At 46.7% G+C, this 12,440-nt stretch carries 13 protein-coding genes; 10 read left to right on the top strand and 3 right to left on the bottom strand.

Annotation, left to right across the window (positions count from 1 at the left end; genetic code table 11):
• Positions 1 to 89: 89 nt before the first annotated feature.
• A complete protein-coding gene (locus BLQ13_RS13950; protein WP_090920830.1) occupies positions 90 to 755 on the bottom strand; it encodes a hypothetical protein in 666 nt (221 codons plus the stop codon).
• A 60-nt stretch (positions 756 to 815) separates the two neighbouring features.
• Positions 816 to 1,337, bottom strand: coding sequence for a zinc metalloprotease (locus BLQ13_RS13945; RefSeq protein ID WP_090920828.1), 522 nt, complete (start codon positions 1,335 to 1,337; stop codon positions 816 to 818).
• A 228-nt stretch (positions 1,338 to 1,565) separates the two neighbouring features.
• Between BLQ13_RS13945 and BLQ13_RS13940 the strand changes: the two genes are divergently transcribed.
• From BLQ13_RS13940 to BLQ13_RS13920, 5 genes are all read left to right on the top strand, one after another.
• Entirely contained in the window at positions 1,566 to 2,243 is a 678-nt protein-coding gene (locus BLQ13_RS13940; protein WP_090920826.1) for an SOS response-associated peptidase, read from the top strand.
• Positions 2,244 to 2,539: 296 nt separating this feature from the next.
• The gene (locus tag BLQ13_RS13935) at positions 2,540 to 3,673 is read left to right on the top strand and encodes an NADH-dependent flavin oxidoreductase (protein WP_090920824.1); all 1,134 of its coding nucleotides are present in this window, start codon (positions 2,540 to 2,542) and stop codon (positions 3,671 to 3,673) included.
• A 169-nt stretch (positions 3,674 to 3,842) separates the two neighbouring features.
• Entirely contained in the window at positions 3,843 to 4,610 is a 768-nt protein-coding gene (locus BLQ13_RS13930) for a DeoR/GlpR family DNA-binding transcription regulator (protein ID WP_090920822.1), read from the top strand.
• Between the two features lie 42 nt (positions 4,611 to 4,652).
• Positions 4,653 to 5,111: an OsmC family protein gene (locus BLQ13_RS13925; protein WP_090920820.1), complete on the top strand. Its 459-nt coding sequence runs from the start codon at positions 4,653 to 4,655 to the stop codon at positions 5,109 to 5,111.
• A gap of 58 nt (positions 5,112 to 5,169) precedes the next feature.
• Complete coding sequence (locus BLQ13_RS13920) at positions 5,170 to 5,766, top strand: DUF2062 domain-containing protein (RefSeq protein WP_090920818.1); 597 nt, start codon at positions 5,170 to 5,172, stop codon at positions 5,764 to 5,766.
• Here BLQ13_RS13920 and BLQ13_RS13915 read toward each other — a convergent pair.
• Positions 5,744 to 6,673, bottom strand: a complete 930-nt coding sequence (locus BLQ13_RS13915) for an AEC family transporter (RefSeq protein ID WP_090920816.1) — start codon at positions 6,671 to 6,673, stop codon at positions 5,744 to 5,746. The genes BLQ13_RS13920 and BLQ13_RS13915 overlap by 23 nt on opposite strands.
• Positions 6,674 to 6,895: 222 nt before the next feature.
• On the opposite strand from BLQ13_RS13915, the gene BLQ13_RS13910 reads away from it, so the two are divergent.
• The 5 genes from BLQ13_RS13910 to pepF all read left to right on the top strand — a co-directional run bounded on the left by BLQ13_RS13910 (position 6,896) and on the right by pepF (position 12,391).
• Positions 6,896 to 7,978: a lactonase family protein gene (locus tag BLQ13_RS13910; RefSeq protein ID WP_090920814.1), complete on the top strand. Its 1,083-nt coding sequence runs from the start codon at positions 6,896 to 6,898 to the stop codon at positions 7,976 to 7,978.
• A gap of 633 nt (positions 7,979 to 8,611) precedes the next feature.
• Positions 8,612 to 9,244, top strand: a complete 633-nt coding sequence (gene hxlA / locus BLQ13_RS13905; protein WP_090920812.1) for a 3-hexulose-6-phosphate synthase — start codon at positions 8,612 to 8,614, stop codon at positions 9,242 to 9,244.
• 4 nt (positions 9,245 to 9,248) lie between these two features.
• Complete coding sequence (gene hxlB, locus BLQ13_RS13900; RefSeq protein WP_090920811.1) at positions 9,249 to 9,812, top strand: 6-phospho-3-hexuloisomerase; 564 nt, start codon at positions 9,249 to 9,251, stop codon at positions 9,810 to 9,812.
• A 181-nt stretch (positions 9,813 to 9,993) separates the two neighbouring features.
• Positions 9,994 to 10,368: a winged helix-turn-helix transcriptional regulator gene (locus BLQ13_RS13895; RefSeq protein ID WP_090920809.1), complete on the top strand. Its 375-nt coding sequence runs from the start codon at positions 9,994 to 9,996 to the stop codon at positions 10,366 to 10,368.
• 220 nt (positions 10,369 to 10,588) lie between these two features.
• Positions 10,589 to 12,391 carry an oligoendopeptidase F gene (gene pepF / locus BLQ13_RS13890; protein WP_090920807.1) on the top strand — a complete coding sequence of 601 codons (1,803 nt, stop codon included), beginning with the start codon at positions 10,589 to 10,591 and terminating at the stop codon, positions 12,389 to 12,391.
• The last annotated feature ends 49 nt before the right edge of the window (positions 12,392 to 12,440 follow it).

Genomic DNA, 12,440 nt, shown 5'->3' with positions numbered 1-12,440 from the left:
TTTGGGGTAGCACGTTTTATTATTCTTATGTAGAGCGGCATGTTGAGATGGACATCAAATAAGTAAGTAGGTAAAAGAGTAAATATACGTTACGGATTGGACTGTTCGTTTTTGATTTGTTGCAATTCGCTCAGGCTGAGCGTCAGATCATTCTCCGGGTTTGCACTGACAATCACCTCAGACTGGGATTGCTGGCTGGCCTGGTTTGACTTCGAAGCAGGTTTGACCACATAGAGACTTTGAACGCTGTTTAGCAGGCTTGCAGGGGTGTCCGCATATGTTTCAAGAAAAAGTACATAATCCTTGGTTTGCATAAGCTTAAGACTGTCATCGTTGACGATTTCGGTGTTACCCAGTTGTCCGCCAAGCTGTTTGACTTCAAGCCGATCCCCGGCTGTGTAACCCCCTTTGTAGGATTCAGTCACCTGAACCGTATAGATCGTATAGATTTTGTCAAAAGAAACCTGAGCATCTGCCGCACTTCCCGCTGCATTCATATGATTCTGATCTTGGGAATCAGCTTGTCCCCTGTCATCTAAAGCTTCAACCCTGGTTTGGATGACATTGCCCTTCACAATGGTGTCGGCCCGCTCTGACAAAGCGTCTACACTTCCATAACTGGGATAATCCTCGGATGCGATGATTTTGACGGGAGTATCGGGGGGAGAAGCGGCCGGAGTTGCTGAAGAGTAGCCGACGACAGACAGGATAAAGATGGACGAGACGAGCAAGGTAAGTACTCGATTCTTTTTCATGGATTGGAATCCTCCTTGGAAATAAAATATAAATGAAGTGGAATGATGACGTACGAAAGATTAGTATCTGGATCTGACATTATTGATGTCGAAGGTTTGCGGTTTGGTCATGGAATTCCGGTTACGTGTGTAAGACATAATGGAAGGACTGTTCGTTGTCGGGTTGTCCCCAAGCCAGACGGAGTGGCCCAGTTCATGGACGAACACACTTTGAATAAAGTTGGAAAGGTTGGATGCATCAGCAGTAATCGTGGAGGCGTTGAGTTCGATGCGGAAGTTGACAACCTGATTGCCGGAGACGGAAGCGTAGTTGACACCATAAGCGGTATTGTTGAAGTTACCAGCGGTGATCGTGTTCGGAGAATTATTCGTTTTGACGAATTGCACTTTGGCTCCCGCATTGTTCCAGTTGGTAAGAGAAGCATCCATTGGACCCTGCCATGCAGAAGCGTAGTTGTAGGTCCGAATCGGGATGGTGGAGCTTGGGTAGCCGTAATTCAAAAAGGTTGCTGCGTAGATCGTGCTACCAAACATCGCAAGCGCAGAGAACAACATCAGGCTCATCAAAAACTTCCTTTTCATGCTTAAAACCTCCAATAAATGTATATTTTCTCTATTATAGTAACAAGGAAATGTGCACCTGAAATGAGTCTCAAGTCGTTGTTTTTGTTATGAAAAAAAGGAAAAAAACCTGTGCCACAAAGGAATGTTGTCACAACAACTCACATTCTGTCTGGGGAACGTATGCATAAATTCCCTTAACTCACAAATAATACACTCAACCTGACTAGGAAAAAGGAGTGTATAGGGATGTGCGAACGTTTTTCACTCGCGGCTGATCTAGATGAAGTTCGGGATCATTTCAAGGTACAACGAGTCATGTATTACTATAAAAATCGCTATAATATCAGTCCAACGCAACATACGCCGATCATTCTGCATCAGGATGGAGAACGTGTGCTGGATGAGTTTCGTTGGGGATTCATTCCGTTCTGGGGTAGGGATGCGGTGAATGCCAACTTAATGACTGTGCATGAAAACCCCGCGTATTATAAGTTGGTGGAGACCAAACGCTGTGTTATTCCATGCAATGGGTTGTATTACTGGCGACAAGAAGGCAAGAAGCGTTATGCCGTTCGTGTTGTCATGCCGGATCGCGGACTTTTTGGCATTGCGGGATTGTATGAGATCTGGAAAGATACCCGCAAGCAACCGCTTCGCACCTGTACGATGCTCATGGCTGGCGCGAATCTGGCGACTCGTGAGTTTGGAAACAAAATGCCGGCTATTCTCATGGATGATGAAATCAACACCTGGCTTGATCCGGCCAATACCAGAGTTACACAGTTGTTGCCACTGCTTAAAACATACAATCGCACAGAGATGAATCTATACCCGGTCACGCCGATGGTGGCGAACGACGAACATGATTGTTATGAATGTGTGGAAGAGATGGAGCAGAAGCTGGCTTACGTGCGGAGTTACTGAGGAATGACTCAACTGAGGGATGCCTAAGGTATTACCGAGGTTTTCTGAAGATTTAGCTACGTTCATGTTTATGGTTTCTAAGTTTCTGAACTCTGGAAATGGTTGAAAAACGGGATGGGGCGTCTGAGGACACTCTGTCCTTTTTTAGTTGTGTCATTGTTTCTGCTGTAGGCTGACAAGGAATGGAAAAAGAAAAGTTGCAATTGAGTTGAAACGTAACTATAATAATTACAGTAGTTGAATGTATATATCCATATATCTATTTAAAGAGATATAATATCAGGAGGGAACCACGAATGAATCCAAAGTATTCGAAAATGTTTGAACAAGTTTCACTGCCAAGCAGCGGCATTACACTGAAAAACCGGATCGTGCTTGCTCCTATGACTCATATGTCCTCTAATTCAGATGGTACGGTATCTGATGCTGAGCTTGCATATTATGCACGTCGCACAGGTGGGGCTGGCATGTCGGTTACAGCGGTAACACATGTTACGCCTAACGGTATCGGCTTCCCTGCACAATTTGGTTCTTATGATGACAGCTTTGTGCCGGGACTGAAACGTCTGGCTGAAACGATTAAACAACAAGGTTCTGTTGCTGTACTGCAAATGTTCCATGCAGGTCGTCTGACTCCGGAACAAGCCGTTCCTGCGGGCCAAGTGGTTGCACCTAGTGCAGTCGCAAGTGAGCGCCCAGGTTCACCGGAACCAAGAGAAATGACGGATGAAGAGATTACTTCTGTCATTCGTGATTTCGGTGAAGCGACTCGCCGTGCTATTGAAGCTGGTTTTGATGGTATTGAGATTCATGGTGCGAATGGTTATCTGATTCAGCAGTTTTTCTCTCCACATTCCAACCGGCGCGAAGATCGCTGGGGCGGCAGTGTAGAGAAACGTTTGGCGTTCCCATTAGCCGTTGTAGATGAGGTACAGCGTGTCGTTGCTGAGCATACTAAACTTCCGTTTATTGTGGGTTACCGTTTCTCGCCGGAAGAGCCAGAAACGCCAGGACTAACAATGGAGGATACGTATGCACTGGTTGATGCTTTGAAAGATAAAAATCTCGACTATTTGCATGTTTCCTTGAATGAGTTCTGGTCGAAGCCAAGACGTGGTGAAGGGGACACACGTGCCAGAATTGAATTTATCCTGGATCGTGTTGGCGGTAAAGTACCTGTAATTGGTGTTGGATCGATTCATACCGCCGATGAAGCAGCAGAAGCGCTGGAAACCGGCGTACCGTTGCTTGCGATTGGACGTGAGCTGATCATCGAGCCAGACTGGGTCGAGAAGATTGAAAGCGGACGTGAAGAGGATATTGAGACCATTCTGACGAAATCCGATCAAGAGCGTTTGGTGATTCCTGATGGATTGTGGAATGCAATTATCCACACACCGGGTTGGTTCCCTATGGCAGAGGATAAATAATTTATCGGAATGACTGGATGGAGGAGGCGAAAGCCTCCTCTTTTTGCATATGCATGAATGTTTATGGACGTCAATTCTTGTAGATGTGTGAAATTCTCCTTCCAACCGCTCTATGGTATGATGGGGGAACAGGATTAATTGGTATATTAACGGTTTGGAGTGAATGAAGATGCTCGTTGCGGAACGTTATGAAAAAATTGTGGAATGGGTGGATGCGCATGGAAGCATGCGTGTCACTGAGCTTAGTGAGCGCTGTGGAGTGACCGAAGAAACGATTCGCCGTGATCTGGACAAGCTGGAGCAGGCGGGCAGGCTCAGACGCTCGCATGGTGGAGCGGTGAGTGTGAAATACAAGGATGAATCGCAAACCGAGATTCCATATCCCGAGCGTGCTGTTGCTTATGCCGATGAGAAGCGTCGCATTGCAAGCGAAGCAGTGAAGCTGGTGGAGCCTGGTGACCGGATTGCTTTGGATGCAAGCACTACCGCGTGGTATATGGCAGCTGGACTGCCCAATATTCCGCTGACGGTGTTAACCAATTCAATTAAGGTTGCCGCTGAGCTCAGTACGAAAGAACAGATTCGCGTCATTGCTACAGGTGGACAGCTTGCATCCAAATCCTTATCCTTTGTCGGACCGCTCGCAGAGCGCTCGCTGGATACGTATCATGTGGATAAAGTGTTTTTGTCTTGCAAAGGCGTACATCTGACCAAGGGCATCAGCGAGTCGAATGAACTACAGGCTTTGGTGAAGCAGAAAATGATTCATATTGCTGACGAGGTTATTTTGCTAGCTGATTCGAGCAAATTTAACATTCAAGCTTTTACAAGGGTAGCTGGCATGGAGAGTGTTGGGAAGGTCATCACCGATCAGGGTGTGCAGGATGAGCATGTCAACGCACTGAACGAACTTCAAATTCCGTGTATACGTGTGTGACGGAATAAACTTATATAAACGGTACAGAAAGGATCGATGACAATGAAACATCCGTTTCACTTAAAGGCGGTATGGAATGGCGGACGTAACAGTGAGGGCACGATTGATGCAGGAGGTTTGAAAACCGTCATTTCGATCCCGCAGGAGATGGGCGGTCCTGGTACAGGAACGAACCCGGACGAGATGTTACTGGGGGCAGCGGCAACCTGTTACCTGATTACCCTTGCGGCGATGCTGGAGCGTTCAGATATTACACCTGACGAGCTGACGCTGGAATCGGAGGCAACGGTGGATGTGACTAATAACATCTTTACGTATGAACGTATCGTGCACAAGCCGCGAATTGTGCTTCCACAAGATACATCCGAATCGGATCTGAGTAAGGCCGAGAAGCTGGCGCATAAGGCAGAAGCATCCTGTATGATCTCTCGGGCAGTATCTGGCAATGTGAGGATGGAAACCTGTCCGGTGATTGTAACCACTGGAGCTGACGCATTGTGATATAATTGGTGGGTAGACGACATGATTCGTCATTTGTGCAAATAAGGAGAAATTCAGGATGAAAAACCAGAAGCGCAAACCCAATCGAATGGCACGTTTGACTCGTGCAATGAAACTGAATTTTCTCAAACTTTTACGTGCTCCGGGTGGTGCTCATAAGGTATCTACCGGATTTGCTATAGGGTTCGGTCTCGAACTGATCGTAATCTCGACTGCATCCCTGATTTACCTTGTGTTTTATCCGATCGTTCGTTTGTCTGGCGGCTCCATGCCAGCGGCCATTGTAGGCAACGTTGTGGGCAAGCTGACATTTCTGCCGATTATTCTTATGCCGCTTGCGAAACAGATAGGTTCATGGATTTTGCCAGCGCACAGTATGGGACAGGGACCTATGCATGAGAGCGCTTGGAGGGAACTGTTTCATGGAAACTGGTCAGCGGTAAGTGAATTGCTGCTCGGTGGACTTGATATCCTGGCAGGTATGAGTGTGCTCGGGTTAATTTTGGGATTCATTTCGTATTTCGTCGTCAAATACTTCTATGTCAGAGCTCTTCATCGGCGGCATGAACGCCGGCTGGAGAAGCGCCGCCAAGCGGCAAACGCTTCAGGCCTTAGCACAGCGTCTGTACTGATCAGGAAGACATCACAATCATAATTGGCAGGAAGACCATGGAAACAGCGGTAGTCCACAGAATGCAGCGGGATACAAATTGCGGAGATGCACCGAACTGTTCAGCCAAAATAACAGCGTTCACTGCGGTTGGCATCGAGGCAAGGATAAGCAACACAGGGAGTAATGTTCCTTCGACTTGCAGTGCTTTCAGTATAAGCCAGGCTAAAATCGGTGCTGCAACCAGCCTGACAACAAGTCCGGCCCAAAAAGCCTTACGAACATTCGATTGCCAAGGTGCTGTATCTCCTTTGGGTCGTAACATCTGTGCGCCCAGAATCGCCAAGACAATGGGAGAATAACCGGTAGCCATCATCGAAACGCCCCCATCCAGAGCATCAGGAAGGGAGATACCCGAGCTCCGCATGATGACTGCGATCACAGCTGCGTAGATGGTAGGCATGCGGAATACGGACAGCATCGCGTTTTTTACCGTGAATTCGGATCTTGCGGCAAAGAAGATACCTACCGTATTGACGATGATCATCTGTCCAATGACGTAGACCGAAGCCTTGTCCAGTCCAAGTTGACCAAAGGCAAGCAACACAAGCGGGAGCCCGTAGTTCACACAGTTGGTAAATGTGGAAACGAGGGTCAGTCCTGCTTTTTCAGGTGCACCCAGACCAAAGATTCTGCTTATGATCTCAGCGAGAGCCCAGAGGGCGATCAAGTTAAGGATAGAAAACCAGAAAGTGCTTGTAACATCCGTCCAGGTAATCTCTGCGTGTAGCAGGGTATGGAAGATAAGCGCAGGACTTAAAATATAGAGTGAAAATGCCGAAAGCGGCCGTGTATCCCAGTCCTTGAAATGTTTTAACAATATTCCGCCAATGACGGGCAAGGATATGGGTAGGAACACATGATAGAGCGTAATGAAAAACGAGGTAAACAATCTGTTCAGTCCTTTCTAGATGAAAAACCTATCTTATCATAGCAGGAAATGCTCGACAGTTGAATGTATAAGGACACAATCCTTATACAGATACGCATTTCATTGCGTTAAACATGGCAGGCACCGGTGGAGTGAGCAGGGGTCCGATTGCTATTTTGATATGGCAGATTTATTATAGAAGAGGTGCAACAAGATTACATACACATAGAGGAGGAAACTGTAATGAGTGAATCAAAACGCTTGCTCGTACTAGTCGGCTCTTATGCCGAAGCGGAAAATGAGGGCATTTACGCATATGAATTAAATGAGGATACAGGCAGTCTGGCGAAGCTGGACGGCATTTCGGGCGTGAAAAACCCGACGTTTGTTAACGTGGATGCGCAAGCAAACAAGCTATATGCGATTGGTGAAACGGCGTCTGCCGAGGGCAATAAAATGTCTGAAGCGGTAGCACTGAGCGTAGATCCTTCGACAGGTAAATTGACTTTGCTCAATCGCAAAGACTCCATCTCTGCTCCGCCATGCCACATTCAGCGTGACCCTTCCGGTAAATATTTGATCCTGTCCAGCTATCACGGTGGATTGGTAGGACTTCAAGCCCTTACAGATAATGGTGAAGTTGGAGCACTTCTGGACGAGAAGAAACATGAAGGACACGGGGCACATCCTGAGCGTCAGGACAAGCCACATGTGCACTCGGCATTCTTCAGCCCGGATGGTAAATATATGATGGTACAGGATTTGGGCGCAGATAAAATTGCGATCTACTCCATTAACGCAGACACCAATGAACTGGTGCTTCACAGTGAAACGAAAACTCATCCGGGCGCAGGACCACGCCACTTGGCGTTCCATCCGAATGCTCAATTTGCTTATGTGATCAACGAAGTGGATTCGTCTATCACATCTTACAAGTATGATGCAGCTGCGGGTACGCTGACCGAAATCTCCAATATTTCAACGCTTCCAGACGGCTATGACGGCGCTGAGAATACTACTGCTGAGATTACGGTTTCGAACGATGGCCGTTTTGTGTATGGTTCCAACCGTGGACATGACAGCATCGTCGTATTTGCAGTAGATGCAGACAAAGGTCATCTGAGCCTGGTAGAGCATGTCTCCGCAGAAGGACAGCACCCGCGTCATTTCGCATTGACACCGAATGGTAAACTGCTGATTGCGGCTAACCGTGATACAAACAACATGGTTACCTTTACAGTAGATCAGGAGAGCGGTCGCCTGAAATACACAGGTCACAGTACAGGTGTGTCCAAGCCGGTATGTGTGAAACCCGTATATCTGTAAGAGGTCGATGGATAAATAGATAGGAACATACAGCGCTTATGCTGCTATGAAAAATCAAGAAGAATCCTGCCTGAAAAGACAGGGTTCTTCTTTTTCTTTTTGATAAAAGACTTTATGAAAAGTGAATAACATCCATTGTAAGAAACCTACATCATTGATGTTGTACAAACAATACGCTGTTCGTAAATAGCACTGACTGTAGAATAGATGAAGATAGATGTATCTCAAGATAGGATTCGTATAACAACGTCAAATATCCATTAGTTTCGTCCAAGTAACTACCTCACTTGAAAGTGCGTACTTCCTGAATGGATAGTCAGGCTCTACAATGAACTAGCAACCACCATTACGAGATGCTGGCCTCAGCAACGGATCATTGGCGGTAAAAATAAACATTTGGATCTATATAAGTTGAACTATTTTTTACACGTTAACGGAGAGGACAGAAGAAACCTGGTAAAGCGAAGCGTTCGCCTTTATCACCGGATTTTTCCCTTTGGAAAAGGGAATCAAAAAAATCTGGGGATAACAGCGATTGGAAGGTTCTTCTGTCATCGGAGTGGACTGTGTAAATCTTTATTTCAACTTATACAGCATCATTAATCAACCTCAAATACAAAGGAGACATAAAACATGAAATTACAACTCGCACTTGATTTGGTTAACATCCCGGAAGGTATCGCATTGGTTAAAGAAGTTGAACAATATATTGATATCGTTGAGATCGGCACACCGATTATTATTAACGAAGGATTGCATGCTGTAAAAGCAATGAAGGAAGCTTATCCTAACCTGCAAGTTCTTGCAGACCTGAAAATTATGGACGCTGGCGGATATGAAATTATGAAAGCAGCTGAAGCGGGCGCAGACTTGATCACCGTGCTGGGTGCAAGTAACGATATGACGATCAAAGGTGCTGTAGAAGAAGCGAAAAAGCAAAACAAAGAAGTTCTCGTGGATATGATCAACGTGCCTAACCTGGAACAACGTGCACGTGAAGTTGACGCTCTGGGCGTAGACTATATCTGCGTTCACACCGGTTATGACCTGCAAGCGGTTGGACAAAGTCCTTTCGAAGACCTGCAAACGATCAAAGGTGCAGTGAAAAATGCAAAAACTGCGGTTGCTGGTGGTATCAAATTGGACACATTGCCAGAAGTTGTGAAAGCACAACCTGACTTGGTCATCGTTGGTGGCGGTATTACAGGGCAAGCAGACAAAGCAGCTGTAGCATCCGAAATGCAGCGCCTTGTCCAGCAAGGGTAAGCTGATGAGCAGCAAACAATACGCCGCAGATATCCTGAAGGAACTGGAACGCACGTTAAGCCAGCTTGATGATACCGAGATGCAGGCAATGGCCGAGCAGGTGTTAGCAGCGGAACGCATTTTTGTAGCTGGAGCGGGTCGTTCAGGTCTCATGGGAAAAGCATTCGCGATGCGATTGATGCAGATGGGACTTACCGTTTATGTCGTAGGAGAGACGGTGACGCCAGGGATTAGCTCAGCAGATTTCCTGCTGCTATGCTCTGGTTCTGGAGAGACAGGCGGGCTGGTTGCCATGGCAAGAAAGGCGAATCAAGCGAGTGCACCTGTAGGCTTAATCACAATTAAGCCGGATTCCACAATTGCACAGCTGGCACAAGTGGTCGTTCGGCTACCTGCCTCTGCAAAAGAGGATGCGGCGGGAGCCGGAGCGGATGTTACCATTCAGCCTATGGGTTCCTTGTTTGAACAATCCTTGTTGCTCAGCATGGATGCGTTGATCCTCACCATGATGGAGATGAAGGGCATGACTGGTGCAGATATGTTCAGCCGGCACGCGAATCTGGAGTAGTTCGATTGAAGTGCTCACGCGTTTAATATAGCTAAAAATGAAGTAGACCGGAATCCTGTGCTATTGCAAGGATTGCGGTCTTTTCTGTGAAAAAGATGAGCGAACTTTGCATTCGATCCGTACTGTAGTAAAATGAAGTATTAGAGTTTGATATCGTACGAGATAAAGGGGGCTTGGAGCCATGGCGTCCGAAGTCAAAGAACGCATTAATTTAAAAGAAATCAACTGTGAAAAGGAATTAACGCTGGCGGTGATTGGCGGTAAGTGGAAACTGATTATATTGTGGCATTTGGGTCTGGAGGGCACCAAACGTTTCAGTGAGTTGAAACGCCTGATCCCCCATATCACGCAAAAGATGCTGACCAACCAGCTACGGGAGCTGGAGGAGGACAAACTGGTGGAACGCAAAGTGTACGCCGAAGTTCCGCCCCGAGTCGAATATTCACTAACGGATCATGGGCAGAGTCTAATGCCGGTGTTACATGCGATGTATAACTGGGGTAAAAACTACGGTGAGAATGTCATCTGGAAACCGGATGAAATGAATATCTTATAGAACACCATTGAATATCTATAAGAATCAGAAATGAATGATCGATTAACGAAACGTTGAGTAAACTGGACACTTCCGGTGCTTGACGTTTTTTTACTTTTCCAGCCGGATTGATTTCTGCAGATTTAAACCAAAAGTCTCATAATCAGGAGATGTCATGTATCGATTGGCAGAGTATGGTACGATGAGAGATATTGGAAATGCAAGGAGGATGACAATCAAAATGAATAAGATACATATACGTTCCGAGGTTTTGGAAGAAACAACCTGGGATTTGTCTGATTTATTTGCAACCGATGCGCAGTGGGAACAGGAGCTTCTATCGCTACCGGATGCTGCTGCTGATATTGAAACATTCAAAGGTACACTGGGTCAAAGTGCGGGGCAATTGCTCGCTTGTCTTGATGCTCGTGAAGCTTTGCAGGAACGAATCGGTAAAACGGCAGCGTATGCGCGCTTAAAACAATCCGAGGACAGCACGAATCCGGTGAATATCGAGAACGCGGCTAAAGCTGGTGATATTCTGTCTAACTTGTCGTCCAGTCTGTCATTTGTCAACTCCGAGATTGTTTCGCTGCCAGAAGGCACGATAGAGAAGTATTTGAGTGAACTACCGGGTCTCGAACCGTACAAGCGTAGCCTGGAGAGACTTATTGAAGAAAAAGCTCATCGACTCTCGCCTGAAACCGAGAAAGTGCTTGCTTCACTTGGTGAAGTGCTGGATTCCCCCTATCGAATCTATCAACGCGGTAAGTTGGCGGATATGACCTTTGATGAGGTATTTGATGGTGAGGATCAAGCACGTCCATTATCGTGGTCTTTTTACGAAAATAATTACGAGATGTCACCGGATACCAAGTTGCGTCGTTCCGCTTATTCCTCTTTTTGTGAAACGTTGAATCAATACAAAAATACCTTTGCTGAAGGATATGCTGCTGAGGTCAAAAAACAAGTGGTGTTATCCCGTCTACGTGGATATGAAGACGTGACGGACATGTTATTAGCTCCACAGCAAGTGAGCAAGGAAATGTACAATAATGTTCTTGATATTATTCAAAAAGAGCTTGCTCCGCATATGCGCAGATTGGCTGCGCTAAAAAAACGTGAGCTCGGACTCGACAAGCTGATGTTCTGTGATCTCAAGGCTCCGCTGGATGCCGAATTCAGTCCGGCGATTACCTATGATGAAGCGTGCACGTTGATCCGTGAGGCGCTGGATGTACTGGGGCCGGAATATGGGGAGATTGTTGAACGAGCCTTTAATGATCGCTGGGTAGATTACGCGGACAATGCAGGTAAATCAACTGGGGCGTTCTGTTCCTCCATCTATGGCGCGCACTCCTACATCTTAATCTCTTGGGCGAATAACATGCGCGGAGCGTTTACACTGGCGCATGAAGTGGGGCATGCGGGCCATTTTATGCTAGCTGGCAAATATCAGAGGCTTACGAATACGCGGCCGTCTCTTTATTTTATAGAAGCACCTTCGACAATGAACGAAATGTTGCTGGCGGATCATCTGTTGAATCGTTCTGAAAATCCGAGAATGCGACGTTGGGTGATTTTGCAATTGCTGAATACGTACTATCATAACTTTGTTACACATCTGCTGGAAGGCGAACTACAGCGTAGGGTGTATGCACTCGCGTCGAACGATAAGCCAATTACTGCTAAGACGTTAAGTGAGCTGAAAGGTGCGATCCTTTCCGAATTCTGGGGGCCGGAGCTGGTAGTGGACGAAGGTGCCAAGCTGACGTGGATGAGACAGCCGCATTATTATATGGGCTTGTATCCGTACACGTATGCAGCAGGTTTAACGGCGTCAACAGCAGCTGCACAGAAGATTAGAGAGGAAGGGCAACCCGCCGTGGACCGCTGGCTTGAAGCGCTCAAATCCGGGGGCAGTCTCGCACCGCAGGAATTGATGAAGCTTGCAGGTGTTGATATGTCCGGTCCTGAACCAATCCGCACTGCAGTGGCTTATGTCGGCAGTCTTGTGGACGAACTTGAACGTCTGTATTCCTGATTCGGCTCATATAGTATAGGGACAAGGCAGAGCGGGTTATCTGCCGGAA

The sequence above is a fragment of the Paenibacillus polysaccharolyticus genome (assembly GCF_900102085.1).
Classification (GTDB): Bacteria; Bacillota; Bacilli; order Paenibacillales; family Paenibacillaceae; genus Paenibacillus; species Paenibacillus polysaccharolyticus.
This window is presented reverse-complemented; position numbering and strand designations above follow the sequence as displayed.

Coding starts and splice junctions, on each gene's coding strand:
- BLQ13_RS13950 (WP_090920830.1), bottom strand. CDS start 755: ATGAAAAAGAATCGAGTACTTACCTTGCTCGTCTCGTCCATCTTTATC.
- BLQ13_RS13945 (WP_090920828.1), bottom strand. CDS start 1,337: ATGAAAAGGAAGTTTTTGATGAGCCTGATGTTGTTCTCTGCGCTTGCG.
- BLQ13_RS13940 (WP_090920826.1), top strand. CDS start 1,566: ATGTGCGAACGTTTTTCACTCGCGGCTGATCTAGATGAAGTTCGGGAT.
- BLQ13_RS13935 (WP_090920824.1), top strand. CDS start 2,540: ATGAATCCAAAGTATTCGAAAATGTTTGAACAAGTTTCACTGCCAAGC.
- BLQ13_RS13930 (WP_090920822.1), top strand. CDS start 3,843: ATGCTCGTTGCGGAACGTTATGAAAAAATTGTGGAATGGGTGGATGCG.
- BLQ13_RS13925 (WP_090920820.1), top strand. CDS start 4,653: ATGAAACATCCGTTTCACTTAAAGGCGGTATGGAATGGCGGACGTAAC.
- BLQ13_RS13920 (WP_090920818.1), top strand. CDS start 5,170: ATGAAAAACCAGAAGCGCAAACCCAATCGAATGGCACGTTTGACTCGT.
- BLQ13_RS13910 (WP_090920814.1), top strand. CDS start 6,896: ATGAGTGAATCAAAACGCTTGCTCGTACTAGTCGGCTCTTATGCCGAA.
- hxlA (WP_090920812.1), top strand. CDS start 8,612: ATGAAATTACAACTCGCACTTGATTTGGTTAACATCCCGGAAGGTATC.
- hxlB (WP_090920811.1), top strand. CDS start 9,249: ATGAGCAGCAAACAATACGCCGCAGATATCCTGAAGGAACTGGAACGC.
- BLQ13_RS13895 (WP_090920809.1), top strand. CDS start 9,994: ATGGCGTCCGAAGTCAAAGAACGCATTAATTTAAAAGAAATCAACTGT.
- pepF (WP_090920807.1), top strand. CDS start 10,589: ATGAATAAGATACATATACGTTCCGAGGTTTTGGAAGAAACAACCTGG.